The 24,616-nt window shown below is 37.9% G+C and carries 30 protein-coding genes; 18 read left to right on the top strand and 12 right to left on the bottom strand.

Going from position 1 to position 24,616, the window contains the following annotated elements:
* Positions 1-6: 6 nt before the first annotated feature.
* The 5 genes from LS684_RS11265 (at position 7) to LS684_RS11245 (ending at position 4,776) form a co-directional block, all read left to right on the top strand.
* Positions 7-411 carry a nitrate reductase cytochrome c-type subunit gene (locus LS684_RS11265; protein WP_233806059.1) on the top strand — a complete coding sequence of 135 codons (405 nt, stop codon included), beginning with the start codon at positions 7-9 and terminating at the stop codon, positions 409-411.
* A gap of 87 nt (positions 412-498) precedes the next feature.
* On the top strand, positions 499-762 hold the full coding sequence (locus LS684_RS11260) for a chaperone NapD (protein ID WP_233806058.1): 264 nt from the start codon (positions 499-501) through the stop codon (positions 760-762).
* Complete coding sequence (locus tag LS684_RS11255) at positions 759-1,325, top strand: 4Fe-4S dicluster domain-containing protein (protein WP_233806057.1); 567 nt, start codon at positions 759-761, stop codon at positions 1,323-1,325. Before LS684_RS11260 ends, LS684_RS11255 begins: the two co-directional genes overlap by 4 nt.
* A gap of 168 nt (positions 1,326-1,493) precedes the next feature.
* Entirely contained in the window at positions 1,494-2,363 is an 870-nt protein-coding gene (locus LS684_RS11250; RefSeq protein WP_233806055.1) for a NapH/MauN family ferredoxin-type protein, read from the top strand.
* Positions 2,364-2,838: 475 nt separating this feature from the next.
* Positions 2,839-4,776: an endonuclease MutS2 gene (locus tag LS684_RS11245; RefSeq protein WP_233806053.1), complete on the top strand. Its 1,938-nt coding sequence runs from the start codon at positions 2,839-2,841 to the stop codon at positions 4,774-4,776.
* Between the two features lie 116 nt (positions 4,777-4,892).
* On the opposite strand, the gene LS684_RS11240 is transcribed toward LS684_RS11245, so the two are convergent.
* Positions 4,893-5,624 carry a ZIP family metal transporter gene (locus LS684_RS11240; protein WP_233806051.1) on the bottom strand — a complete coding sequence of 244 codons (732 nt, stop codon included), beginning with the start codon at positions 5,622-5,624 and terminating at the stop codon, positions 4,893-4,895.
* 174 nt (positions 5,625-5,798) lie between these two features.
* On the opposite strand from LS684_RS11240, the gene LS684_RS11235 reads away from it, so the two are divergent.
* The 4 genes from LS684_RS11235 to LS684_RS11220 all read left to right on the top strand — a co-directional run bounded on the left by LS684_RS11235 (position 5,799) and on the right by LS684_RS11220 (position 7,830).
* Complete coding sequence (locus LS684_RS11235; protein WP_233811624.1) at positions 5,799-6,980, top strand: MFS transporter; 1,182 nt, start codon at positions 5,799-5,801, stop codon at positions 6,978-6,980.
* 243 nt (positions 6,981-7,223) lie between these two features.
* On the top strand, positions 7,224-7,487 hold the full coding sequence (locus tag LS684_RS11230; RefSeq protein WP_432418767.1) for a hypothetical protein: 264 nt from the start codon (positions 7,224-7,226) through the stop codon (positions 7,485-7,487).
* A gap of 86 nt (positions 7,488-7,573) precedes the next feature.
* The gene (locus LS684_RS11225; RefSeq protein ID WP_233806049.1) at positions 7,574-7,684 is read left to right on the top strand and encodes a YjcZ family sporulation protein; all 111 of its coding nucleotides are present in this window, start codon (positions 7,574-7,576) and stop codon (positions 7,682-7,684) included.
* Positions 7,685-7,719: 35 nt separating this feature from the next.
* Complete coding sequence (locus LS684_RS11220; RefSeq protein ID WP_233806047.1) at positions 7,720-7,830, top strand: YjcZ family sporulation protein; 111 nt, start codon at positions 7,720-7,722, stop codon at positions 7,828-7,830.
* A 54-nt stretch (positions 7,831-7,884) separates the two neighbouring features.
* Here the strand turns inward: LS684_RS11220 and LS684_RS24105 are convergent, their stop codons facing one another.
* Complete coding sequence (locus LS684_RS24105) at positions 7,885-8,013, bottom strand: hypothetical protein (RefSeq protein WP_267930200.1); 129 nt, start codon at positions 8,011-8,013, stop codon at positions 7,885-7,887.
* Positions 8,014-8,166: 153 nt separating this feature from the next.
* Between LS684_RS24105 and LS684_RS11215 the strand changes: the two genes are divergently transcribed.
* The gene (locus LS684_RS11215) at positions 8,167-8,352 is read left to right on the top strand and encodes a cold-inducible protein YdjO-related protein (protein WP_233806045.1); all 186 of its coding nucleotides are present in this window, start codon (positions 8,167-8,169) and stop codon (positions 8,350-8,352) included.
* Positions 8,353-8,472: 120 nt separating this feature from the next.
* Here LS684_RS11215 and LS684_RS11210 read toward each other — a convergent pair whose 3' ends face one another.
* From LS684_RS11210 to yhfH, 3 genes are all read right to left on the bottom strand, one after another.
* Positions 8,473-8,727 carry a transcriptional regulator SplA domain-containing protein gene (locus LS684_RS11210; RefSeq protein WP_233806043.1) on the bottom strand — a complete coding sequence of 85 codons (255 nt, stop codon included), beginning with the start codon at positions 8,725-8,727 and terminating at the stop codon, positions 8,473-8,475.
* Positions 8,728-8,738: 11 nt separating this feature from the next.
* Positions 8,739-8,918 carry a hypothetical protein gene (locus LS684_RS11205; protein WP_233806041.1) on the bottom strand — a complete coding sequence of 60 codons (180 nt, stop codon included), beginning with the start codon at positions 8,916-8,918 and terminating at the stop codon, positions 8,739-8,741.
* A 158-nt stretch (positions 8,919-9,076) separates the two neighbouring features.
* The gene (gene yhfH / locus LS684_RS11200) at positions 9,077-9,211 is read right to left on the bottom strand and encodes a protein YhfH (RefSeq protein WP_233806039.1); all 135 of its coding nucleotides are present in this window, start codon (positions 9,209-9,211) and stop codon (positions 9,077-9,079) included.
* 235 nt (positions 9,212-9,446) lie between these two features.
* On the opposite strand from yhfH, the gene LS684_RS11195 reads away from it, so the two are divergent.
* Positions 9,447-11,606, top strand: coding sequence for a PAS domain-containing protein (locus LS684_RS11195; protein ID WP_233806038.1), 2,160 nt, complete (start codon positions 9,447-9,449; stop codon positions 11,604-11,606).
* A 34-nt stretch (positions 11,607-11,640) separates the two neighbouring features.
* Here LS684_RS11195 and LS684_RS11190 read toward each other — a convergent pair whose 3' ends face one another.
* The 3 genes from LS684_RS11190 to LS684_RS11180 form a co-directional block, all read right to left on the bottom strand.
* Complete coding sequence (locus LS684_RS11190; protein ID WP_233806037.1) at positions 11,641-12,441, bottom strand: alpha/beta fold hydrolase; 801 nt, start codon at positions 12,439-12,441, stop codon at positions 11,641-11,643.
* Between the two features lie 765 nt (positions 12,442-13,206).
* Positions 13,207-14,412: an IS256 family transposase gene (locus LS684_RS11185; RefSeq protein WP_233806036.1), complete on the bottom strand. Its 1,206-nt coding sequence runs from the start codon at positions 14,410-14,412 to the stop codon at positions 13,207-13,209.
* A gap of 455 nt (positions 14,413-14,867) precedes the next feature.
* Positions 14,868-15,602, bottom strand: coding sequence for a hypothetical protein (locus LS684_RS11180; RefSeq protein WP_233806035.1), 735 nt, complete (start codon positions 15,600-15,602; stop codon positions 14,868-14,870).
* Between the two features lie 107 nt (positions 15,603-15,709).
* On the opposite strand from LS684_RS11180, the gene LS684_RS11175 reads away from it, so the two are divergent.
* The gene (locus LS684_RS11175) at positions 15,710-16,123 is read left to right on the top strand and encodes a hypothetical protein (RefSeq protein WP_233806033.1); all 414 of its coding nucleotides are present in this window, start codon (positions 15,710-15,712) and stop codon (positions 16,121-16,123) included.
* 85 nt (positions 16,124-16,208) lie between these two features.
* On the top strand, positions 16,209-17,348 hold the full coding sequence (locus LS684_RS11170) for a M20 family metallopeptidase (protein ID WP_233806031.1): 1,140 nt from the start codon (positions 16,209-16,211) through the stop codon (positions 17,346-17,348).
* Positions 17,349-17,382: 34 nt separating this feature from the next.
* On the opposite strand, the gene LS684_RS11165 is transcribed toward LS684_RS11170, so the two are convergent.
* The gene (locus LS684_RS11165; RefSeq protein ID WP_233806029.1) at positions 17,383-17,625 is read right to left on the bottom strand and encodes a DUF1292 domain-containing protein; all 243 of its coding nucleotides are present in this window, start codon (positions 17,623-17,625) and stop codon (positions 17,383-17,385) included.
* Positions 17,626-17,753: 128 nt separating this feature from the next.
* On the opposite strand from LS684_RS11165, the gene tenI reads away from it, so the two are divergent.
* Positions 17,754-18,380: a thiazole tautomerase TenI gene (tenI, locus tag LS684_RS11160; RefSeq protein WP_233806028.1), complete on the top strand. Its 627-nt coding sequence runs from the start codon at positions 17,754-17,756 to the stop codon at positions 18,378-18,380.
* A gap of 287 nt (positions 18,381-18,667) precedes the next feature.
* Positions 18,668-19,168: a hypothetical protein gene (locus LS684_RS11155; RefSeq protein ID WP_233806027.1), complete on the top strand. Its 501-nt coding sequence runs from the start codon at positions 18,668-18,670 to the stop codon at positions 19,166-19,168.
* A 325-nt stretch (positions 19,169-19,493) separates the two neighbouring features.
* On the opposite strand, the gene LS684_RS11150 is transcribed toward LS684_RS11155, so the two are convergent.
* Complete coding sequence (locus tag LS684_RS11150) at positions 19,494-19,682, bottom strand: hypothetical protein (RefSeq protein ID WP_233806026.1); 189 nt, start codon at positions 19,680-19,682, stop codon at positions 19,494-19,496.
* Between the two features lie 252 nt (positions 19,683-19,934).
* On the opposite strand from LS684_RS11150, the gene ltaE reads away from it, so the two are divergent.
* Complete coding sequence (gene ltaE / locus LS684_RS11145; protein WP_233806025.1) at positions 19,935-20,966, top strand: low-specificity L-threonine aldolase; 1,032 nt, start codon at positions 19,935-19,937, stop codon at positions 20,964-20,966.
* Between the two features lie 145 nt (positions 20,967-21,111).
* Here the strand turns inward: ltaE and LS684_RS11140 are convergent, their stop codons facing one another.
* Together LS684_RS11140 and LS684_RS11135 are read right to left on the bottom strand one after the other, a co-directional pair.
* Positions 21,112-21,861, bottom strand: a complete 750-nt coding sequence (locus LS684_RS11140; protein WP_233806024.1) for a YqcI/YcgG family protein — start codon at positions 21,859-21,861, stop codon at positions 21,112-21,114.
* Between the two features lie 56 nt (positions 21,862-21,917).
* Positions 21,918-22,547 carry a LysE family transporter gene (locus LS684_RS11135; RefSeq protein WP_233806023.1) on the bottom strand — a complete coding sequence of 210 codons (630 nt, stop codon included), beginning with the start codon at positions 22,545-22,547 and terminating at the stop codon, positions 21,918-21,920.
* A gap of 177 nt (positions 22,548-22,724) precedes the next feature.
* Here LS684_RS11135 and LS684_RS11130 point away from each other — a divergent pair, with 177 nt between their 5' ends.
* Positions 22,725-23,363 carry a hypothetical protein gene (locus tag LS684_RS11130; RefSeq protein ID WP_233811622.1) on the top strand — a complete coding sequence of 213 codons (639 nt, stop codon included), beginning with the start codon at positions 22,725-22,727 and terminating at the stop codon, positions 23,361-23,363.
* Positions 23,364-23,488: 125 nt separating this feature from the next.
* Positions 23,489-24,586 carry a hypothetical protein gene (locus LS684_RS11125; protein WP_233806022.1) on the top strand — a complete coding sequence of 366 codons (1,098 nt, stop codon included), beginning with the start codon at positions 23,489-23,491 and terminating at the stop codon, positions 24,584-24,586.
* Positions 24,587-24,616: the final 30 nt, after the last annotated feature.

Here is a 24,616-nt window from a genome sequence, read left to right as displayed (position 1 = left end):
AGGTGAATGAAGAAGGAACTGTTATTTGTATTCGTATTTTTCCTTATCGTTAGCGTTGCTATAGGAACTCAACAGCTTCAGAATATTAACACAAATCATTCGAGTCCAATTGAGAAAGCATCCGCGATTGCTATTCCACAGCTTTCAGAGGAAGGGAGAGAGAAATCAGCCACGATGGTATTACTTGGAGCTCCACCTATGCAACCAGGAGACCATATTGATAGATGGAATTCAGAGCTTCATCATGAAAGCTGTATGAGCTGCCATGGGAACGCTTCAACAGGTGCTCCTATTCCACCTGAGAATCACTACTATGAAAATAATCGAAATGAGGCTGTATTCCGAGATAATTGCATTCAATGTCATGCTACCCAAAATGATAACAAGCCTGCATTTAATAGCGAAGAATAATCGATGAAGTCCCCTTGTGGAAATGTTAAGGGGAAAGTCAACTTTAGAATAACGCAACCAACTGAGTAAAAAGAAAGAGGGAAGATAATGGTTATATCTGGTATTTTCATTGAATCTATTCAAGGATTAGCCACTCAAACGGCAAAAGACTTGGAAGCCTTTAAGGGAGTAGAAGTCCATCATATTGAAGATGAATACAAAATTGTGCTCACATTAGAGGCTCCCTCTGTAAATGAAAGTTATGAAATTGCAGAACAATTTAAGCAAGTAGCTGGTGTATTAACCATTTGTCTAGTCTATACAAATTTTGAAAACGATCCTTTCTATCAAGAGGCAGTTGTTCCCATATGAACGAAAAGGTAACAAGAAGGAAGTTCTTTGCTTTACATGTAGATGCTTCCGTAAGTTTTCTAGGAAACTTTTTGGCGCAGCAAATCGATACAGATCCATCTATATTTCGGCCTCCAGGTGCACGTGATGAAATTGAGTTTCTAACCATGTGCGATCGATGTGGTAAATGTGAGCAAGTGTGTCCAGAGAAGAGCATTAAATTGTTTACTGCCTCAGATGGAGCAAAACTGTGGAATACACCTTACTTGAATCCAAACGAATCACCATGTACTTTTTGCAGTAAATGCTTGGAGGTTTGTTCAACAGATGCATTAACTCATGCGCAATTCAGTTCACACCCACGAGTGGGGCTTGCTGTTGTTAACAAGAGATTTTGTCTAACTGAAAAGGATGTTATGTGTGATTACTGTGCTCGAGCTTGTCCGCAAAACGCAATAGCCATTCGTAATGAAAAACCGGTCATAGATACGAATGAATGTAATGGATGTGGACTATGTGTTTCTAGCTGTATGGTTTATCCGAAAGGAATCAACATCAATTCGTGTAAAGAGAATCTAAATTAATGTTAAGGAACATAGGAATTCCCCAAATTAGGACGTATGATCTTTGGATCACGTAAGTTACAAGAGTTTGAAAGGTGTTGTTACGATCACAAAGGAAAAAGGGTTACTTATAAAATAGTATATTTACTAGATATGAAGGAAGCAAAGCAATAGATTAAAAGGGTGAAGATGATGGCCCAAAAAAGACAGTTTTCAAAAAAGTGGACAATCGCGAGGCGGGCTGTTCAACTTCTCGTGATTGTACTGTTTCTTTCTCCCGTTATCGTAGCTGAAATTGAAGGAGAGCCCTTCTTCTTTGGTTCTTTGGCCTCCTCTTCTTTCCTAGGAATCGTTTTATCTGACCCATTTGCAGCGTTGCAAATTATTGCCGCTTCTAAAATCATTCATTGGACCTATCTTGGCGGGGCGTGTATTATTTTTATCTTTTATACGGTAATTAGGGGAAGAGTATTTTGTAGTTGGGTATGTCCTGTAAATACGCTTTTAGAAGGAGTTGATAAGATCCGTTCGTACGTCCCATTGCCGGATCAACCGATGAACAGGCGACTAAAGGTATATCTTGCTGCTGTGATCTTAATTCTCTCCTTTTTTACTGGTGTACCCGTTTTTGAGTTGATTTCTCCCATCGCTATCCTAATGAGGAATCTTCTTTTCATCATAGGAATTGGTGGCTGGTTTCTGCTAGCCATTCTTATAATGGAGGTTTTCATATCTAGAAGAGGCTGGTGTCGATCACTTTGTCCATTGGGTGGCTTCTATCAATCGATCGGTCGATTTGGAAGGTTTCAAGTTCAAATTAATCACGAACAGTGTACGGGTTGTGATGTCTGTCGGGCAGTATGTCTAGCAGACCCAATCATATTAGAACCAGCCATAACAAGGGAAAGTGAATTTGTTATTGCAGGGGATTGTAGTCTTTGTGGAGAATGTGTCGATCATTGTCCTTTTCAAGCAATCACTATAGAAAAAAAGAAGAATCGTTTATTTACTGATGTGAAGGTTGATTTGACAAATTTTCAAAAAGAGAATAGGATATAATTAATTAAAGGGAATAAAAGGAGTATGTTTTATGTTAGGTGTCGTTCTTAACTAATCCGTTAATTTCATACGGTCATTCCAAGAGTTGCTTTTCACATTTGTTCGAAAAATGAATCGGTGAAGGCTTATTTAGTTATACACTTGGATTGAATGTTAAGAACAATTATCATAGCTAAAACCGTACTTCAGAAAAATTTGTGCGTAGTAGCTGTGTTCATTGAACACAGCTTTTTCTATTTTTCTGACGACATTTTTATGCAATTTTAAGCCGTGATGAACTTTGTTCAGCTCGGCTTTTTTTAGTGCTGTTGACTAAGGTGAAGCAGCAGCAAGCAAATATCCCTTTAATTAGTTCAAAACGAATGAAAGATTCCATCGATTGGCTGTTTGTAGAAGCTTATTTGAATGTATCACCAGGTGCATACAGCTAATGAGATAAGTCAATATTTTATACTATAAAAAGGAGGAACTGAAGTTGAAAACAGATACAACTCAAGTTCTTGGATTTGACCAAATAAAAGAAGAAATTGCCACATATGCATTAACGGATTCAGGAAAGGATCGCGTGCTACAACTACGAATCTCTACAAACCGTAAGCAAATTGAAGCGTGGCAGGATGAGGTTAATGAAGCAGTAATGATTCTAGAGAAAAGTGCAAGTGTTCCATTGCATGGGTTAAATGGGATCCAGCTATTATTGGGTATGTTAAACAAAGGTGTGCCCATACGGCCAGATCAATTCTTGCTATTACATGATTTTCTTGATTGTTGCGGGAAAATGAGAAGGTATATGAAGGATAAGGAATACATGGCACCGAGAGTTTCATCCTATGTGTATTCTATTGAAGAATTGCCAAGTCTCGCTGACGAAATTAATCGTTGTATTCGCAATGGGCAAGTGGATGATTATGCTAGCAAGGAGCTTCTGAAGGTTAGAAAGCAAATCGCGATCCAAGAGGAACGCTTGAAGGAAAAGCTAAACCAAATCATTCGCTCTAATAAATACAAAACCTATCTACAAGAGGCTGTTATCAGTCAGCGGAATGGAAGATATGTTATTCCGGTGAAGATCGAATATAAAAATAAACTAAAAGGGTCTGTTCTCGATCGATCTGCCTCTGGATCTACTTTATATATTGAGCCGGAAGATATTACCGCTCAGCAAGAGCAGTTAGACTGGTTACTTGCAGAGGAAGAATTAGAGGTAGAAAAAATTCTACTTTATTTAACGGGCTTAGTGGAAGGGAAAGAAAGGGAGCTTCATCTCGCTGTTGAAACGATGATTCATTATGATTTTCTATTCGCTAAGGCAAAGTATAGTCGTTCAATTGAAGGACAGCCAGTGAATGTAAATGAATCACACTTTGTACATTTGATACAAGCAAAACACCCCCTTTTAGGTGCGAATGCCGTTCCTCTTACAATCAAACTGGGTCAAGACGGACAGCATGCATTAATTATCACAGGCCCAAATACAGGTGGTAAAACAGTCACCATCAAAACGGTTGGATTATTAACGATGATGGTTCAAGCAGGACTCCATATTCCTGTCGAAAAGGGAAGTGAAATTAGTATCTTTCAACATATTTTAGTAGATATTGGAGACGGCCAAAGTATTGAACAGAATTTAAGTACCTTTAGCTCTCGAATTACCAATATCATAGAAATTTTAAAAGAAACAAATGATCGAAGTCTTGTGTTATTAGATGAGCTTGGATCAGGTACAGACCCAGGAGAAGGAATGGGGCTAGCTACTGCCATATTAGAACAGCTTTATCAGAAAGGGGCTACACTTCTAGCTACTACACACTATAGTGAAATTAAAGGGTTTGCTGAAGATACAGATGGTTTTATGAATGGGTCGATGGAGTTCGACCTAGAAACGCTTAAGCCGACCTATCGATTATTGATCGGAAAAGGTGGAGAAAGCCAAGCATTTGCCATTGCATTAAAGTTAGGTGTTCACCCACAAATCATTGAAAGAGCCCATCAAATAACGTATAAAACAAAGAAAACATTTGCAATGGAAGAAGCAGATTATTATCAAAGAAAGGAGGCGGAAAAGCAACTAGCCAATAATCGATACGTCAAAAGGTCTCGAGATCCGAAGGAAATCAAAACCATACTTCAGCACTTCTCACAAGGAGATAATGTTCAAATTACGATAACCGGTGAGTATGGAATTATCTATCAAGGACCTGATGAAACGGGAAATTATATCGTACAAGTAAAGGGTGAAAAACAACTCTATAACCAAAAACGCTTAAAAATGTATATTCAGGCTAAAGAATTGTATCCAGAGGATTACGATTTTGATGTCATTTTTGAATCAAAAGAAAATCGAAAAATCCGTCATCAAATGGGACGAAAGCATGTAAGTGAAACAATCGTGGAGGAAGAGGGAAACAAATAGGAAATAACGAAGCTTCAATTTCAATGCTAAAAACCATTCATCTTGTGGATTTGGAGCGAACGGATAATCGGTTCGCTTCAAATCCATAGGATAAAAAAGTTTACATAACAATATTATTATAAACTAATTTCTGATAATACGAGAGAGAATGCAATTCCAACAGAAGCAATGAAGCCAATAACTGGGCCTCCTTCCTCGAATGCTTCTGGAAGCATTGTAGAGCATACCATAGCAATCAAACCTCCAGCACCAAACGCACCGATTGCAGCGATTAATGTTTTAGGACTATCTTTTAAGAAGGTAAATCCAATTACCGAGCAAATGGAGGAGAGAACGACAACACTAAACCAAAGAAAAAGAACTTTTTTCTTCGAATAACCGTCTTTCCTTAATCCAATTGTACTTGACAAAGATTCAGGGAAATTACTAATAAAGATGGCTAAGATAAATAGCCAATTTATTTGGTAGTTATGTAATAAACTAATCCCTATAATAATGGATTCAGGAATGGCATCCATTAGAGTTCCGAAATAAATCGCTAATCCAGAATGACCAGCAGGATTTTTTTGTGATCGCTTTCGACTACTCCCGCCTTTTTTATACAAGAAAAGTTCCAAAAGAGTAAAGACAAAAGCGCCTGCTAGAAAAGAAGAAATCGCAATGGGAATCCCGCTTGCTTTGACCGCTTCAAGGAGTAGCTCAAAAGTGGATGCCCCAAGTAATACACCTGTACCAAATGCCATAATATATGCAATGATTTTTTTCGGGATGGAATAGTAGATGCCAACGATGGAGCCGATAAAAAGGGAAAAGCTAGCTACTGCTCCCCAAAGTGCAGCTTGTACCATGAGAATCACTCCCTTGGTGAGAATTTTTACCGATGTAGTTTACCCAGAATCTTGACTAATCATCATAAGTATCCTTGATTAGGAGTAAATGATATTTCGATTGACGAAAATAGATATATCTCCTTTGAACGAAAGATGGTAGAATGGAGAGTGTTACATTATTTGGGAGGATACATCATGAATACGGAAGTTAAAAAAAATATAATCACTCTTAAAGGTTATTATTTATTTGTGTTTTTAGGAATGGGAAGCCTATTCCCATTATTAAGTGTTTATTTAAGTGAAGTGGAAAATTTAAATGGCTATCAAATTGGGACGATTATGTCTGTAAGTCCGATTGTGATGATCTTCTTCCAACCGCTATGGGGAATGATTTCAGATCGAACGAATGCACCGATTAAAGTACTGGCATTAACTACATTAATGGCTGGAATTTTCGCTTTAGGCTATGTTTCATTTAGTGGCTATACGATGTTTTTAATCGTGGCGATTATGGTAGCGGTTTTTCAAAGTGCTATCGTGCCTGTTTCTGACAGTATTTCATTAAAGTATACAAGTAAAGTCCGAGTGAATTATGGAAGCATAAGACTATACGGATCACTAGGGTTTGGATTAGCGGTATTTTTTATGGGGAGAGCTTCTGAGTGGGATCCTAAAGTAATTTTTTATGCATTTTTCGCTTTTTTAACAGTTGCTAGCCTACTTGCCTGGAGATTGCCAAAAGAACAAGCTAAGCCAAATAAGAACCTTTTAGGTGGGGTTAAGGAAGTTCTATTACAAAAGAGATTTCTTCTATTCTTAGGAATTACCTTTTTATTATTCGGCCCAAATTTAGCAAATAATGTGTATTTTGGTCTGTTTATAGAAGATAGCGGAGGAACGTATACGGGAATTGGAATCGCCTTTTTAATTGCCGTTCTCTCTGAAATTCCATTTATGAGAGTAGCTGGTGCTTGGATTCAACGGCTAGGGTTATTACAAATTACCGTAATTGCAGGGTGTGCTTCACTTGTAAGATGGGGATTTTATTTCACTGAGCCTAGTCTCTGGATTGTCTATGCATCTTCAGTTATCCAAGGATTTTCAATTGGATTATTTATTCCTGCAGGCTTACAATATATCCGTGATATCACCCCTCCACATATCACCGCTACAGCTGTTACGTTGTATTCAGCTATAGGAAACGGACTAGGCAATTGGTTTAGTACGTTCTTTGGAGGAATACTTTACGAAAATAACAATATTTATATGGTCTATCTTTTCTTTGCTGTCTTGGCCTTTATAGGGATACTACTAAATATATGGCTTATAAAGGAAGAGAAACGAGCATCAGTCAAGGCCGTTATCTCAAATTAACAACCATTCGTCGAGGATTATATCTTCGGCGATTTTTTTATGTAAATTTAGTTGATGGGAGGGGCTGAGCTGATTCTCCTTAGAATTTGTAAAAGGACACATCAATAGGTGAAATTGGCTGCCCATTCTTTCAAAAAATGGTTGTCCTAGTTAAATATCCGCAAGCGCCCTCAACGATTGTCCATATTCATTCCTTGGCATTCGCATAGAATGTAAGTGAAATACAAGTTGGGGGTGATTAAAGTGTCTTATTATCAACAGTGTTTCAAAGGCGTTGGAAAATACGCCACGATTCGCACAAATGATGGGGGAGTCCATCGGGGAGTCATTCACAGGGTAACACCATCAAAAGTATATATTCGTCCTCTAGGTGGACAGCGAAGAAATTATGGTGGGTTTGGTTATGGGTACGGTTATGGCTATGGATATAGAGGATTTGGACCTGGTTATGGGATTGCTTTAGGAGCAATTATCGGTTTAGCAGTTGGTGCAGCATTCTTCTGGTAGTTTCTTTTAACAATCGGTAAAGAGCCCATTCCAATCAACTCGTCCCAACATACGATATTTATATGTGTTAGTGGGGAGGTGGAAAAATGGGTGCAGGTGCTGGATGCGGCGGCTACGGCGGTGGATTTGCTTTAATCGTCGTATTATTCATTCTTCTCATCATTGTAGGTTCTGCTTATATTGGTTGGGGTTACTAAAAATTTTGGAAATAGAATAAAAAGGAGGTGATACTATGGGCTACGGTTACGGATGTGGTGGCTACGGTGGTGGCTATGGAAATACTTTTGTATTAATCGTTGTTCTGTTCATCCTTTTAATCATTGTAGGTGCTGCTTGGTACTAATTACGAAAGAACCTGCCAGAAATTGTGAGGCAGGTTCTTTACATGTGGATCCCTTTACTGAGAAATTTTTTTGGCTAGAAGCATTTTCACCTCGTTATAGGAAAGCCCTGATTTTGCATTTAACTGCTTAACCTCATCAATATCGGTTCCAACAATCGTTCGTTTTGTGGAATCTTTTTTCATTTTCTTATCACCCTCTCTAGCATATTGTCTGTAACAAAGGTATAATTCAGACAAGGCAATCTTGATAATTTCCGTTAAAATTGAAAAATATTAGTAAATCCATTTTAATTTGGTGAAAATTGCCCATACTAATAAAAAAAGGGGGCGGCTTTCATGTTTTTTAACCGAAAAAATCAAGAAGATAAATTAGAGAATATTATGGTGGATACAGAAGTATATTCCTGTAACCATGATGACTGTAATGGATGGATGAGAAAAGATTTCGCTTCTGATGATCTGAAGTGTCCAATATGTGGGCACGAAACAACGATGGAAGTTCGAGAACTCCCTAAGATTTAAATAAAGACAACAAAGGAAAAAAGCTAGCTCAGTTGAGTTAGCTTTTTTTATGGTTCATTTCTTGAAGTCCTTACTTTAATTATTGAATGAACACGATTTATACCGAATCCTTTTAAACAATTACTCCAAAGTGGTATCCGTATATAGCTGCTCAAATGCTTGCTCTGCGTCTTGTTCTGATGAAAATAACGCATCATCATCCTCAATTACATGAAATGTTTCATTTAAGAATAATGCAACTGCATTCGGATCTTTTGGGTGCTGCACAATTTCAGCTGCGCGAATATTAGAAACTGTCGGTGTATGGGGATTATTATAAATAACAAAAACTTCATCTCCAGCTTTTATTTCTCTAGGGTCAATTGTATTCATCATGTATATCTCCTTTACAAATTCTCATTTTGCTGTTTTATTTCTTCTCCAGCAAGAATCGTGTTTGCAATCTTTATTTCTTCATTTACATTTACTGAATCACCTGGATTTTGCTTTGTGTTATTTTCAATTGAAGTTGTCACTTCTTTTTCTATTGGAGCGGTTGTTACATAGTTATTCGTACGAATTTTCAAACACAAATCACCTCATTACCCAAGATGTTATTCCTATTTAAATGTTTCTCTATTTGTTACGTACTTATTCACAACCATATTTGTAGCTCTGTACTACAACAACAAACCCTAGGAAAAGAAAGAGCCAGGAGCATCTAACTCCTGGCTTTATATTTGGACTATTCAACTTTCTTTGATAAACAGCGATCACATTCCATTAAATAGGATTCTGCTTGCTCCTCTACATGTTGACCACACTCAGGACATACCTTCTTTGGTAAACTACGGAAAAACTCAACTGGACTCTTCATCATTTTGTATTCCTCCTTTTTATATTACAGTTACTATTGTTATCTTCTGTTATAGTACAGTATACACCGTTCTCTCTAAAATGTGTAGTCTTTTTTTGAAAAAATTTTTAGAATTTTGAAAATAGTCAACTGTCTTGTTCATACTAAATGTAAAGATTTCGGAATAAGTCTTTTCACACACTTAAGTTTCCATTACAATCATATGAGAAACATTTGTTAATAGGAGGGGATTAACATTATGGAAGAGCTATTGATATCGTACAATCCAATCCTGATTATTGTCGCCATTTTGTTAAACATCATGGCTTCTTACACAGCTTTAGATATGTTTACGTTAATGAAATCAAATGAAAAGAATAATCGCTTCTTGTTTATTGGTGGGACATTCTCTTTAGGTATAGGCATTTGGATCATGAATTTTATCGGGATGCTTGCGATTAATATGACAGGAGCAGGGACGTATCAAATTCCAATAACTCTACTTTCGATGTTAATCGGAATTTGCTTTACGGGAGTAGCGTTTTATTTAGTAACGGGGCGAACGATTACTATTAATCAGCTCCTTATTGGAAGCTTTTTCTTAACATTAGCTGTTTTTTCTGTTCATGTGATTGGAATGTATGCCATGAATATGGGAATTCACTTTAATAGGGTTATTCTATTTATTTCTCTAGTCCTAATCTTCTTCTCATTCTTGTTTGCATTATGGATGTTATTCTATTCGAAAAATTTCACTGTAACGAACCAAATATGGTTAAAACCTTTAAGTTCAATAATTATTACCGGCGCAGTTGTCGAAGGGTATTTTTTATTGAATAAAGCCTCTTCGTTTTATATCGAGGATCCTAGCTCTTTAGGGGGCGAGACTCAAGACGGCTTCCTCAATTACCTAGTTGTTTTCGTTTCGCTACTTATTTTAGCGGGATTAATTGGATCAAGTACCTTTATCAGTAAAAAGTTAGCTGTAAGTGATACGAACTTAAAAGATATCACCTCTGCTTTAGATGCCTCTTCAATTGTGGCGATTACAGATCCTAAAGGGATTATCACCTATGTGAATGATAAATTCGTTGAAATCTCTAAATACGAAGAACATGAATTAATTGGGGAGGATCACAGAATATTAAATTCTGGCACCCATTCGAAGGAATTTTTTAAAAATTTATGGAAAACGATTGGACAAGGCGAGATATGGAAAGGTGAAGTCCAAAACCGTGCAAAAGATGGAAGTCTTTATTGGGTAGATACGACAATTGTTCCTTTCTTAAATAAGAAGGGGAAGCCATATCAATACGTATCCATTCGCTCAGATATCACTCCAAGGAAAGAAGCGCTCCTTCATTTAAAAAAGTCACTTAAAGCAAATAGTGATATTAATTTTGCCTTAGATCAATCGTCTATAGTTGCATTTACAGATGAAAAGGGAATTATTACCAGTGTAAATGAGAAATTTTGTGAAATCTCTAAGTATGAAGAGCATGAGCTCATCGGGCAATCGCATAGCCTCTTAAATTCAGGTCTTCATTCGAAAGAATTCTTCAAAGATCTTTGGAAAACGATTGGCTCTGGATCGGTTTGGAAGGGTGAAATTCGAAACCGTGCAAAAGATGGAAATTATTATTGGGTAGATACGACAATTGTTCCGTTTTTAAATGAGAGCGGGAAGCCGTACCAATATCTTGCGATTCGAAACGATATAACCGAAAAGAAGAAAACGGAAGAAATCCTCCATCGTCAAGACAAGCTAGCTGCTGTTGGACAATTAGCTGCAGGAGTAGCCCATGAAATTCGGAACCCGCTGACCTCGATGAGAGGCTATGCAGAGTTTCTATCGGAAGATGAAGCCGATCCACAGAGAAAGGAATTTATCGAAATTATCTTAGATGAAATTAATCGTGTGAATACCATTGTGGAGGACTTTATGGTGTTGGCAAAACCTAAAGCAGCCCAATTAGAAGAAAAAAATATCATTCCGATTATCAAGAATGTCCTTTCTTTATTAGAATTTGAAGCAAGAAAGAAGAAGGTAGCTCTCCACTACGAATGCCCTTTAGACATTATTCAAATTGAATGTGACGAGGACCGATTGAAGCAAGTATTCTTGAATTTCGTTAAAAATGGGATTGAAGCAATGCCAAACGGCGGTGATTTAACTGTAAAAATCACGTTGAGAGACGGGCAGTGTCAAGTATCCATTCAAGATACTGGCGTGGGTATTCCTGAAGAAAAGCTGAAGAAAATAGGAGAACCTTTTTATACGACTAAAAAGGATGGGAATGGTTTAGGCTTAATGGTTAGCTTTAAAATCATAGAAAGCCATAATGGAAAAGTATACATTGAAAGTGAGCTAAATAAAGGGACAGTCTTCAACATTGTGTTACCTTCCAAGCTAGCATAGAGAACCCCCCATCCAGTTGGATGCGGGGGGTTCTTTATGCATTTAATTTATTTATATAGCGTTCTGGGACGTTTTGTAGAAATTCAATCGTATGATTATTAAAATGATCCGGTTGATCAATATTACATACGTGGCCAGCATCCTCAATAGTGACTAAGTGCAGGTTCTCATTTTTTGATACGAGGTTTTCAACACCTGGGAGGAAAAGGTAATCCTCTCTTCCCATGATAAAAAGAGTGGGAATTTGGAAAAAATCCGCTTGCAGCTTTCGCAAATATGGATTTATCGACCTTGTTAAATTAAACCAGCGGATAAATTCCTTTTGGCACATTTTTTTCGCTTGCTCGACAAATGCTGAGCGGGATTCCAAATGATTGCTTTTGGGCATAATAATCCAAGCAAATAATCGATATAACATCATGTAGGGCAGAATAAACCTGCCAAGCTTACCGATTGCCAACAAAAAATTGGTTCGTAAATTGAGCTTTATTATGGCTCCACCTAGCACCATTGAATGAATGCGTTCTGGATGCTTTCGAGCAATGGTTTGAATCACAATTGTTCCAAGAGATATCCCGATAAAATGGGTTTTTTTAATGGAGAGATGGTTAAGAACTTTAACCACTTCCTCTGAAACTTGATCAAACGTGTCACCCTTTTTCCACGTTCCTTTTTGCGATTTTCCATGTCCTCGTAAATCAATAAGAAGGACATTGAAATGTTTTTTAAACTCTTTTAACTGTTTAAACCAAACGGAAGAGCTACCACCCGCTCCGTGTATAAATGTCACCCATATTGTTGAATCATTATGTTCAAAAGTTCGATAGTATAGCAATTGAAGTAATACCTCTCTTTAAAAAATTCTAATAAAGAAATTGTAAACGATTTATTACTAGATAGCTAGATATTCTTACTAGAATAGGAGTGAGAGCAAGAAAAACGATGAGTGAGGTTTCGGTGTATGGAGTATGAAGTTGTGAAGAGTTTGGACAGGGAAGCGAGGGGATTTGTGGTGAAAGGAGACCGAAGAGGGTGCAACTTCGGACAGAAGCGAGGGATTTCTAGAGAAAGGAGTCCGAAGTGAGCACAACTTCGGACAGGGAAACGGGATTTTCTGTGAACGGAGTTCGAAGTGGGTACAACTTCGGACAGGGAAACGGGATTTTTCAGTGAACGGAGTTCGAAGTGGGTACAACTTCGGACAGGGAAACGGGATCTTCAGTGATCAGAGTCCGAAGTGAGCCTAACTTCGGACAGGTAAGAGGGATTTCCGGAGAAAGGAGTCCGAAGTGGGCCCAACTTCGGACAGGGAAAAGGGATTTTCAGTGAACGGAGTCCAAAGTGAGCCCAACATCGGACAGGGAAAAGGGATTTTCGGTAGTGTAAATTATTTTGTGTAAATGATTGAACATGTGCTTGATAGTCAACAATAATCTTACCTACTAGGGGGATAGGGCAATGCTGGGGAGCAACCCGAGCACCAAGTGGGGTTCTGTACAAAAGGAAGAGAGGATTTTCCTCTCTTTTTCCCTTTTGGGAGAACCTAAAGCGATAAACCCTTAAGGCATTGCCCTAATACGTAGGAATGCTAGGACAGAACTTATTTCCCAAGCCGACCAGCGAACATGATTTCAAACTGTTGCCTACATTCCATCCACCCTGGTACAGGTACAGTCCATCGGTCTGTCACCCCCATAGTGGCCAGAAAAACAATCTTACGTAAAGAATTATCTGTTGGATAAGCTGTTTTGGTTTTCGTAACTTTTCTTAACTGCCTATGGAAAGCTTCAATAGTATTCGTTGTATAAATCAGTTTTCTTATCTCTACTGGATAGGAGAAATAAGTAGTTAACTCCAACCAATTTGTTTCCCATGATTTAATAATTGCAGGATACTTCTGTCCCCACTGTTCTTTGAAATCTTGAAAAGCACTTTCAGCTTTTTCTAAAGTAACCGCTTTATAAACTAACTTTAAATCAGCCATAAGTTCTTTGCGGTATTTCATAGGGACACCTTTTACATTGTTTCGTAATTGATGAATAATACATGACTGTATATCTGTCTTTGGGAACGTAGCGCTAATCGCCTCAGAAAAGCCTGAAAGCCCGTCCTTACAAACAATAAGAATGTCTTCAACTCCTCTGCTTTTAAGATCCTGGCAGACATTCAGCCAGAAGCTAGCGCTCTCATCCTCACCAATCCAGATTCCAAGTATATCCTTAATACCATCGGTATTAATCCCTAATACCGTGTATGCGGCTTTACTAACAATTCGATTTTCATGCTTTACCTTAAAATGAATAGCGTCTAAAAACACGATAGGATAAACAGGTTCTAGTAGACGAGACTGCCACTCATAGACCAGGGGTAAAATCTTATCTGTGACTTTACTGACCAAACTTGGTGAAACATTGACTCCGTAGATATCTTTCATGTGTTGCTCGATATCTCGAGTAGACATTCCCTTAGAATAGAGAGCAATAATTTGATCTTCAAGTCCATTGATAGAAGTTTCATACTTCTTGATAATCTGTGGCTCATATTCACCTTTTCGATCCCTAGGTATACTAAGAGGAGTCTCTCCAAGCTTTGTTTTAATCGACTTTTTACTATATCCATTACGACTATTTCCTGTATTATTCCCAGAAGAATCATGCTTGGAATAACCTAGATGTTCCTCAATTTCAGCCTCAAATACCTGTTGAAGTGTTTCTCTAAACAATTCTTTCATCATCATATGAATATCATCAACAGTTTGGCATTGACTAGCTAATTCTCTTACAGTTAGATCTCGAAAACTTTGCATAAACGACCATCTCCTTTAATGGAAAGTATATCCATTTACACAAAATTTTATACGCTCTCGGATTTTCAGTGAACGGAGTCCGAAGTGAGCCCAACATCGGACAGGGAAAAGGGATTTTCAGTGAACGGAGTTCGAAGTGGGTACAACTTCGGACAGGGAAACGGGATCTTCAGTGAACATAGTCCGAAGTGAGCCCAACATCGGACAGGGAAAAGGGATCTTCAGTGAACAGAGTCCGAAGTGAGCACAACTTCGGACAGAAGCGAGGGATTTCCAGAGAACAGAGTCCGAAGTGAGCACAACTTCGGATAGGGAAACGGGTTTACCAATGAACCAAGTCAGAACCGGCCACCAGTTCGGACACAAAAGCAAGCATTTCCATAAAAGGTGTCCGAACCCACCAGCTGTTCAGACACGAAAACACAATCAGCACCAATCCGAGGTCGATCAACCCTTTATTTTTCTTGCTTTTCCTCCCATGATATAAAGAATCGGTGAACAGGTTGGGTGATTTTTAAGAGGTTGGTTTCCAGCTTCTCGATTATGTGGGCTGCTCGTTCATATAGGATGCCCTTGAGGTTATCGAGCTGACGGCTTACTTTTTCAGTTGTTGCTTCTTGCTGATCTAATCGTTCCATGACGGTTTGATGGAAGACTTCTTGAGTTTGAAATGATTGTGCGATTTGCTCATTAATGGCTCCCTGTTTGTCAAATTGCGAAAAGACTTCTTTTGCGCCGGATTCGTACATTTCCAATTGGCTAGATAATTTACGGAGGGCATCATCTTGAAAAGCGAGTTGATCAAGAATGGCTTCACTCATTAATTTTTCTTTTACCTGTGTGTCATGCAACATTTGCCCATTCTCTTCTAATTGATCTAATTGCTGCATGACTTCGCCTAACGTAGACTCCTGTTCCTTTATGGCTACCATTACCCGTTCCATTAAGTTGACTTCCTGTTCCTGAAGCATTTCAACAAGTTGATGAAATTGGACATCTTGCTTGACTTTTGTTTCTTCTACACGATCAATCATCTGTGAAAAAGAGCTAACTAGCTTATTGCTCAATTCATCTTGCTTCTCCATATACTCTTGAAGAAAATGGGAACGGAAGGATTCCTGATTGTTGCTCATATTATTCTTCGGAAGAGATATCAACCGATTTGAAGGGTCATTATGGTTCAAATTCATTTCATACACTCCTCATTAAAGTAGAGTGTAGGGCAGTTTTCATTATTGTATGTAGATTCACCCTCGTTCGGTACATAATATAACTATTGGAAAGGGTGGGCTCATAGATGGATATTTTATCTTTTGAGGATCAGGAAAACGTAACAATGTATGTAAGAAAGAAGGAACTTCATTTTTGGCTTCATTTTTCATCCTTTCATTGTCATTGGAGAGGGCAAGTATTAACAGAATATAAGGATATAACCGAATTTGAAAAAGAAGCTTTAGCAAATGAAATTCAAGCATTTGACCACATTCAATCGAAGTTTCTCATGTATTTGCCTACTGTTAATGAAGGTGGTCATCATGCCGAGATTAAACTCCCTAAAGCCTTTATGAAATTAATCTATGAGGAATTAGCTACGTTTAAAGACTATTGCGAAGACCATCAAGACATGGAATATATTGAATTGATATTGATGTATCAAGATTTCTTATCACCGATTGTCGAATCCTTAAATGAACCTGATAAGGCAGAATAGAGAAAGGTTTTGCTTTTTTTCCGCATGATTGATAAAAAACGAGTATAATACAACTAAGATAATACGTTAACCGGGAGAGTGTACATTGAGAAGTTTTTTAGAAGCAAAGCAACAAGAAATGCTTGAGATGTTAGAAGAAATGGTGAATATGGACAGCGGGTCCTATGATAAGCAAGGTGTCGATCGAGTTGGTACTTTGTTAGCGAAGTCTTATGACGAATTAGGTTTTCGAATCGAGGTATATAAGCAAACGGAGCTGGGAGATCACCTTCTAATAAAGCATCGAAATGCCAAACAGCCTAAAATAATTATTATTGCCCATATGGATACGGTTTTTCCGAAGGGAACCGTAGAAGAAAGACCGTTCTCAATCAAAGGAGATCAAGCGTTTGGGCCGGGAGTCATTGATATGAAGGGCAGTCACATCACGCTATTCTATGCAATCCGTGCCTTGCTCCAATCAAAATCAAAAGCATGTGAAAATATTATGCTCCTATTTAATAGTGACGAAGAAATTGGATCCCCAACCTCAAGAGAGATGATTGAGAAAGAGGCGATTGATAAAGACTTTGCCTTGATCATGGAGCCTGCAAGGAGAGATGGTTCCCTAGTCACAGCCCGAAGAGGGAAAGGGAATTACACATTAACAGTCAAGGGGAAAGCTGCACATTCTGGGATAGAGCCAGAAAAGGGCCGGAGTGCGATTGAAGAATTAGCTCATAAAGTGATTCAGCTACATGAATTAACGGATCATGAAAAAGGAATTAGTGTAAATGTAGGCTTAATTGAAGGAGGTTCAGCGGCGAATACGGTGTCAGATAATGCCATTGCACACGTTGATGTGCGTATATCAGAGCTTGCTCAAGTGGAGGAATTAGAAGAGGAGCTTGAAAAAATCTGTTCGTCAACTGAAGTTCCTGGAACTGAAATTGAATTAGAAGGGGAAATGAATCGACCTCCGATGGAGAAAAATGAACAGACGGTATCATTGCTAGAATTAATTGAATCGGTTGGAAAGGAAATTGGTGTTGATATTTCTGACACTTCTACAGGCGGAGGATCGGATGCTTCTTTTACGGCTGCATTAGGAATACCAACAATCGATGGATTAGGTCCAGTCGGTGGATTTCCGCATAGTGAAAAGGAATATTTAGAGATACCTTCACTGGTGGACAGAGCGTTGCTTTTAGCAAAGACGATTGAAGTATTATCAGATCGACCATAAATCAGGGAAAGCCCTGACTTATGGGTTATCTGATTTATTCAGCAGGAGATGCTTCCACAGCTATTAAATAAGCATCAAGTATAGCTTGTTTTTCATGCGGGTCCGTTACACCAGAGATGAACTGGTGATTGGCACCATCTACTTTGACGAGAAACGTATCATGTGTAGCTGTTAACAAAGCATACGATTGATCGTTCATTTCAAACAAGGCTTCTATCTCATAATCTCTTTCATTTCCGTATTCATCCTCAATGGTGACTAAATCTCTTTCTTTCATTTCCGATACCCTCCTTTACACCGTAGTGTACCCCGCAGGAAAGAATCTATGTTTTCTTAATAGCTGATTCATTATCTTCTATCCTTCCAAATTAGAAATTACCTATTTTATCAAGAATGGAGGCACCTATGTCAAAAGAATTACATGTGATTACATCTGGAAAACAACCAATGGAAGAAGTTGTATCAATTGCCGGAAACATTCATCCGTATATAGATTATTTACATATTAGAGAAAAGGAATATTCTGCTTCACAATTAGTTGAGATGATTGAAGAATTGATACGAATTGGAATACCTCGTTCAAAGCTGATTGTAAATGATCGAGTGGATGTGGCGGTGGCCATAAATGTAGCTGGAGTTCAGCTTGGTTATCGAAGCATTTCTACTCACTTAGTGAAAAAGAAGTTTCCCACTCTTTACGTCGGAGCTTCCATACATTCAGTAGAAGAAGCACTAGCGCGTGAAAAGGACGGGGCAGACTATCTGATCTATGGCCATATATTTCCAAGTGCATCCAAACCAGGTTTAGCTCCACGTGGAATAAAACAACTAGAACAATTGGTTCAATCCGTTCAAACTCCAGTTATTGCATTAGGTGGAATTCAGTTTGAGAACGTTATAGAAGTTCTGTCAGCAGATGTAGCAGGGGTTGCAGTAATGTCTTATATTTGGGAAGCAAAGGACCCAATTTTTCAAGTAAAAAAGTTAGTTGAGAAAATCAAAGAGTATGACCATAAAGTACACATGCGATAAACGATGGAGAGCTTGAAATCATACATAGCTCTCTTTTTGCTTACCTACAAATTCGATCAGGTGTGAAAAAATGGAGGGACTTAAGAACTAACAAGCAAAATCCCCTATAAATTTACTTATTTTTCAAATATTAGAACTTTTGTAATTTGTTTCGTTCCGCGAAGAAAACTCTTGCAAAAAATATGAAAAGTAGGTAAATTTAAAATTGTCAGTAAATATTGCTCTAGCGAGATAATATTCTAAAGGGGAGTCAAATCTTACCTCAAAAAGAAAAAGGAGAGGGAAAAATGAAGAAACTATTATCTTTATTATTTTTATCGTTATTACTTGTTGCATTAGCTGCATGTTCAAGTGATTCAGCATCAAGTGATAACAAAGAAAGCAAGGAAGAAGAGAAAACAGAAGAAAAAGAAGCAACAGAACAAGTAGATGGGCAGAAAGCAGTTCGCTCTGCGCTACTTAGTTATCAAGGGGAAGTAACAAAGCTTATTCGTAGCACAGAAGCAGGGTTATCGACTGAAGGAGCAGATCAAGTAGAAGTAGCAACAAAGTTTGGAACAGATCTTGCAACAGTTTCAATCCCAGCTGAACTAGCTGACCATCAAGCTGATTTAGAGGCTTCTGTTGAAAGCTTAAAGCAATACTATGCAAAAAAAGCAGAACTTTTAAAGGCTGGTTCTGAAGATCTTGCAGAGGCTGACAAATTAAAAGAAGAATATGTAACTAGTGTAACAAAAGTATTTGAAGCAGTAGAATTAACACCACCATTATTTAAGAGCTTATTCTAAGAGCGTACTGAGAGCTCTATGATAATAAAATTATGGGTCCAGATATGGGAGCGATAGCTTAACGTCTTCCAAAAATAAGCCCATTATGAAAATCCAAATGCTCTTGTGGAACAGAAAAATATAAACCAAAAGGGATATGAAATCAAATATGATTTTAATCCCTTTTTACTTTTTTACACACATCTATTTCAAATGATTCAAAGCTGGTTAGTGATCATATCATTCCAGAAACATATTAGTTGTTCTGAAAGAAAAATGGGTTTCTTTCTCCAACAACATAAACGAAACTCTCTCTTGAAGATGAACTCCCTTTCGTTAACCAACACTATTTGGAAATGTTGCCATCTTCCTTTTCATTTAACTTTTTTAGTAATGCAATAATTTCTCCATTTTGTTCAACTTGTTTTTTAGCAGATGCTTTTAGGTTTATTAATATAGTAAAAAGCCACCTAACGAATAAAATTAATGGTAAAAGTAATAAAAATGGGATAATTGCGGTAAAAATTGTTGTCATCTCATTCATCTCCTTCCTAATATAATTAATCCTCAAAATGAAATTATTTCCAAGTAATACCATATAAGTAAATGATTTGACTCATTGAATGGAAATAATTTGAATGTAATACATGAAATGAAGTGTGTATTCCATAACTAAATTTGTTATTTAGATCCGTTTTTGTCTATTTCAAAAAAACCAATTCTATGAAACATCCGTACAAACACTCTATAATATAGGAATACACTAAATTAGATTTGAGGGGTTATCATGATCGATTTACGAAGTGATACAGTTACTAAACCAACAGAGGAAATGAGAAGAGCTGCGTATCAAGCTGAAGTTGGCGATGATGTATATGGTGAAGATCCATCGGTTCGAAAATTAGAAGAAACAGCTGCTGAATTACTTGGAAAAGAAGCGACTTTATATGTAACGAGCGGAACACAAGGGAATCAAATTGCAGTGTTAACTCATTGTCAGCGTGGGAATGAAATTATCTTAGAGTCAGATAGTCATATTTTTTATTACGAGACTGGAGCAGTGGCAGCATTCGCCGGTGTGCAAACGAGAACGATAAATGGAAACCGTGGAGCAATGAAACCAATTGATGTTCAGAATGCGATTCGCCCGGCAGATCAACACTTCCCAGAAACGGGGTTGATTTGTTTAGAGAATACGCATAACCGAGCAGGTGGCGCTGTATTGGCCCTATCTTATATGGAGGAAATCTATCAAATTGGTCAATCCCATCATATCCCTATTCACTTGGATGGTGCTCGGCTGTTTCATGCGGCAATAGCGGCTCAATCGCCACTTTCAGCATTTGCTAACTATACGGATACCCTTCAAGTTTGTTTATCGAAAGGACTTGGTGCACCTGTCGGCTCCATTTTAGCAGGGGACAATGAGTTTATTGCAAAGGCTAGGAAGTGGAGAAAGCGACTTGGTGGAGGTTTGAGACAGGTTGGCATGATAGCAGCTCCAGCATTAATTGCTCTAACAACGATGCGAGATAGATTAGCTGAAGACCATGAACATGCCCAATTGCTTGCAAATGAATTAAGGCAAATAAATGGTCTTGCAGTCGTTAATCAAGTGGACACAAACATCGTCATTATTGATGTTCAAGCGCTAAACATTACATCTGAGGATTTTGTTAAGAAACTAAAGGAAGAAGGGGTGCTGGCAGTTACATTTGGTCCAACTGCTGTCCGATTTGTCACACATTACGATGTTTCCACTGAACAGATCAACGAGGCCATCCTAGCCATAGCAAAAGTATCTAAAACGTTTAATTAGGAGTCAGCTTAGAGAATCAATTGCTTTCCACTATTTTCATTTGGTTAAGGAAATTTCACAAAAACAAAAGGAACTGAGTACGTAGGCCCAATCCCTTTTTGTTGCCATCCTGAGCCACTCCATTCTTTTGGGGGGCTCTTTCTATTTAAGGTCTTAGCTTATTCAAGGCATTTTTCATCCGTGTAAACGGACATTTGGATAGTGATGAATCATCATCTCTTAGAAAATACTGCTTCCACTCGAAATTATCTTCTTGCCCATACCACTTGAGTTCAGGATGTGCCTCAATAGAATCATATGCCTCTAAGCGCTGACGAATCATCTTCTTCATTCGCTTAGCAGATGATGAGTTTTCATTAAATTTCTCCAGTACCCACCTTGGGGTAATAGCTAGCATAAAATATGGGAACGTACGGCTCTTCCTGTTTTCATGGGAAGGGGTTGCACAGTACATAAAATATTGTTCCCCATTAAAACAGTACTCCCATGCATTGTTCTCGGGGTTTTCAGGTATATGATTCGGCCATTCATTCTCGTCCTTTTCACTAACCTTCGTTAATAATGACCAAAAACGCTTTTCATAATCAATGACGGATTGTTGTTCAATTCCTTGAAAAAAGACAATTAATGACGCGTAATTTCCTATGTCACGCATCTCCAGACCAAACTCCTTGAGTAAATCTGCTAATTCGTCTACGGCAGTTTCACTTTCAAGTTCTGAGACAAATCCATATTTTAAATGATTTTGTGAAAATCCAACGGTTGCCGGAATACATGGAAAAGGCTGTTGTTTGTTCGATAATTTTTCAGAAAATGCTTGGAACGCAAACTTTTCCCAGTCTGTAAGAACACTTGGATTTCCCTCAATCTGCTTTTTATCAAAAAGCAAAGACACTTTCATCTCCTCCATTCGTAATAGGATATTAAATGGAAGAGATATGGGTGACTGTCCTAGTTCTCAAAAAGGAGGACAAAGGCTTGATACCCGAAGTAGAGTCCAAAGCCAATTAGTGTAATTCCTGAAACAACTGAAATGAAGACAAGTACATTCTTTGTAAGAACTTTACGAAAACCTGAAGCAATCGTTGCCATGACAAAATCCCAAAGTAGAAGTCCAAGTAAAATAGCTGAGCTATACATAATCAATTGTTCAAGGGGATACTTCGATGCAGTATTCGCTAGAACCGAACCATAGATTCCCAGCCAAAATAAGATCGTTAACGGATTCGTAATGGACATGAAGAAACCCGTAACAAATGTCTTAATAATGGATTCACTTCGATTTCGCTCATCAGCAGATAAACTTCCTGAAGAAAGAATACTCTCAATCCCAGTGTAAATTAAAACAAATAAGCCAAATGTATATAAGAATATTTTTACAATTGGATATTCGATCAGATGGACCATACCAAAATAAACCATTAGCATGTAAACGATATCCGCAGTGACAGAGCCAAGGCCAATCATCCACGCATGCCAAAATCCATTCTTTATTCCGCGATCTAATTGAGCCGCATTAATTGGACCAATTGGTGCTGCAAGGGAGATCCCTAAAAACATATAACTAAAAAAAATACTCACTTTCCTCACCACCCTATTTGAATTTATATAAAAATGTATTCAAAAGTGACAGCTCGTACTACATATTTATGCTGCATAACACACAAACTGGTATAGGAGACTTAAAAAATGACAAGTGTCTTGCCATCAAACTTACATGTATCAATAAATTTGGAAAAGAAACTGGGAGGAAAGATGATGTCACTTGAATGGTTTGATCGAGTAATTGGCGAATTACAGGATAATATCGAGTCGATATGCCATAAATATGATCAACAGGGGCATATGACCGTTGAACGGGCTGCAAAGCATCCTCGAATTGAATTTTTTATTGAATCGGAAGAATTTGACCGAGATTATTTCTGTTCCCTTCACTTTGATCCTTATAATGAGGAGTTTTATATTGAATCCTTTGATGTCGATCTAGGTTATACAACTAGATTAATCTTGCTAGATATTGAAGATATCATTGATGCTGTTCATGAAAGCCTGCATGACCTTGTAGACTTTGAGGAAGTAAACGCTCTTGAACTTGATGATGAAGAAGAGGAAGTAGATGAACTAGATGATTTTATGTTCGAAGAGATCGATGTTGATTGGCAAACTTCTGAAGTAACTGCCTATACGAATCATGAAGACGTGGAAGTGACCTATCAATTTGGCATCGTTCAAGAAACAGGTGATGGCGTATTAAGACGACTAAACCGAATCAGAACGGCGGAAGATGAGCTAATTGAAGATGAATCGAACTTTATTTTTAGTAAAGAGGAAGCGACTACAATTATTACGATGATCGCTGGCAATATGGAATCATTAAAGGAAATGTCTGAAAATTAAAGCGTGTAGAAAGGCTGTGTAGGGTTCGATCCTACACAGCTTTTTTATATTGATTTCCAGTAATTTGCTAGCATGATGTGTGTGGAATAGTAGAAAATACGATTGGACAGAGCATGGGAGGATTTATGATGAAAAAGATAATGGCCTATTTTTCAGTTTTTCTACTATTTTTTATGATTGCAAATCAAGTGAGTGCTAAAGCGCCATCTATTACAATTGAAATTAAAACGAATTCAGCCTCTACTTACACAACGAAGAATGAGCTTTCCCACAAGAGCTTTTCAAAGCTGTTGAAAAACATGGACGATGATAAAATAGAGATCCTGCCGAATTCGGATACATACATTACGTATCAGAAGCAGAAATTTCTGTTAGATGACCAAATAGGTTTAGTTCATATCCAAAGGGGTGAGAGGGTTCAATTGTCAGAACCTGTATGGGGAATCATTCTTAAAGAAGTGAATCGGTTAAAAAAACAGCATTACGGTTCATATAAAAGCTGGGATGAAGTAAATAAGTTACTCCCCCGCTATTCCAAGTTTGAGATTATTGATTTAGAAACGGGTAAACGGTTTAAGGTTCAGCGAAGGGCAGGTAATTACCATGCCGATGTACAACCACTTACCCATGATGAAACAAAAACAATGAAGGAAATTTATAATGGGAAATGGAGCTGGAGGAGGAGAGCGATTCTGATTCCAATTGGAAAAGAGAAGATCGCTGCGTCTATGCATGGGATGCCTCATGGTGGAGGCGCATTAGTAAATGGGTTTCCTGGCCACTTTTGTATCCATTTTAAAGATAGCATCACTCATCGATCTGAGAGCATGGATTTATCTCATAAGCTGATGGCATTGAAGGCTGCAAACAAGCTTGATGGTTTTTACTCGAAGCTTGATCCGTATGAATTAGCTGATGTATTTGTTGCTTCGCTTAATCAAAAGGATCAGCAACTTGTTAGACATACGGTTTGGGAGGAAGACATTCAGTCGTTTCGGCTACAAGAAAAACTAATAAACAGAATCGAATTGATAAAAATAGAGCAAATGCACAGAAGCCATTCGTTTGATAATGAGTTTGTGCGGGAGATTCCAGTGAAGATTCAATATGCTGTTACAAATAAAAGGGAACAAAAGGCAAACGTAACGATTCTCGTCTCAAGGTCCTCATTACAAGAGCCATGGAAGGTTCATTTAGAAGAATTTTCTAGCCAGCTCAATTAATGAGGTGAATGGGCCAATTATTTTATATAA

It is taken from the genome of Cytobacillus spongiae, from assembly GCF_021390075.1.
The sequence above is the reverse complement of the archived record's forward strand: the minus strand, read 5'-3'. Positions and strand labels throughout refer to the sequence as shown.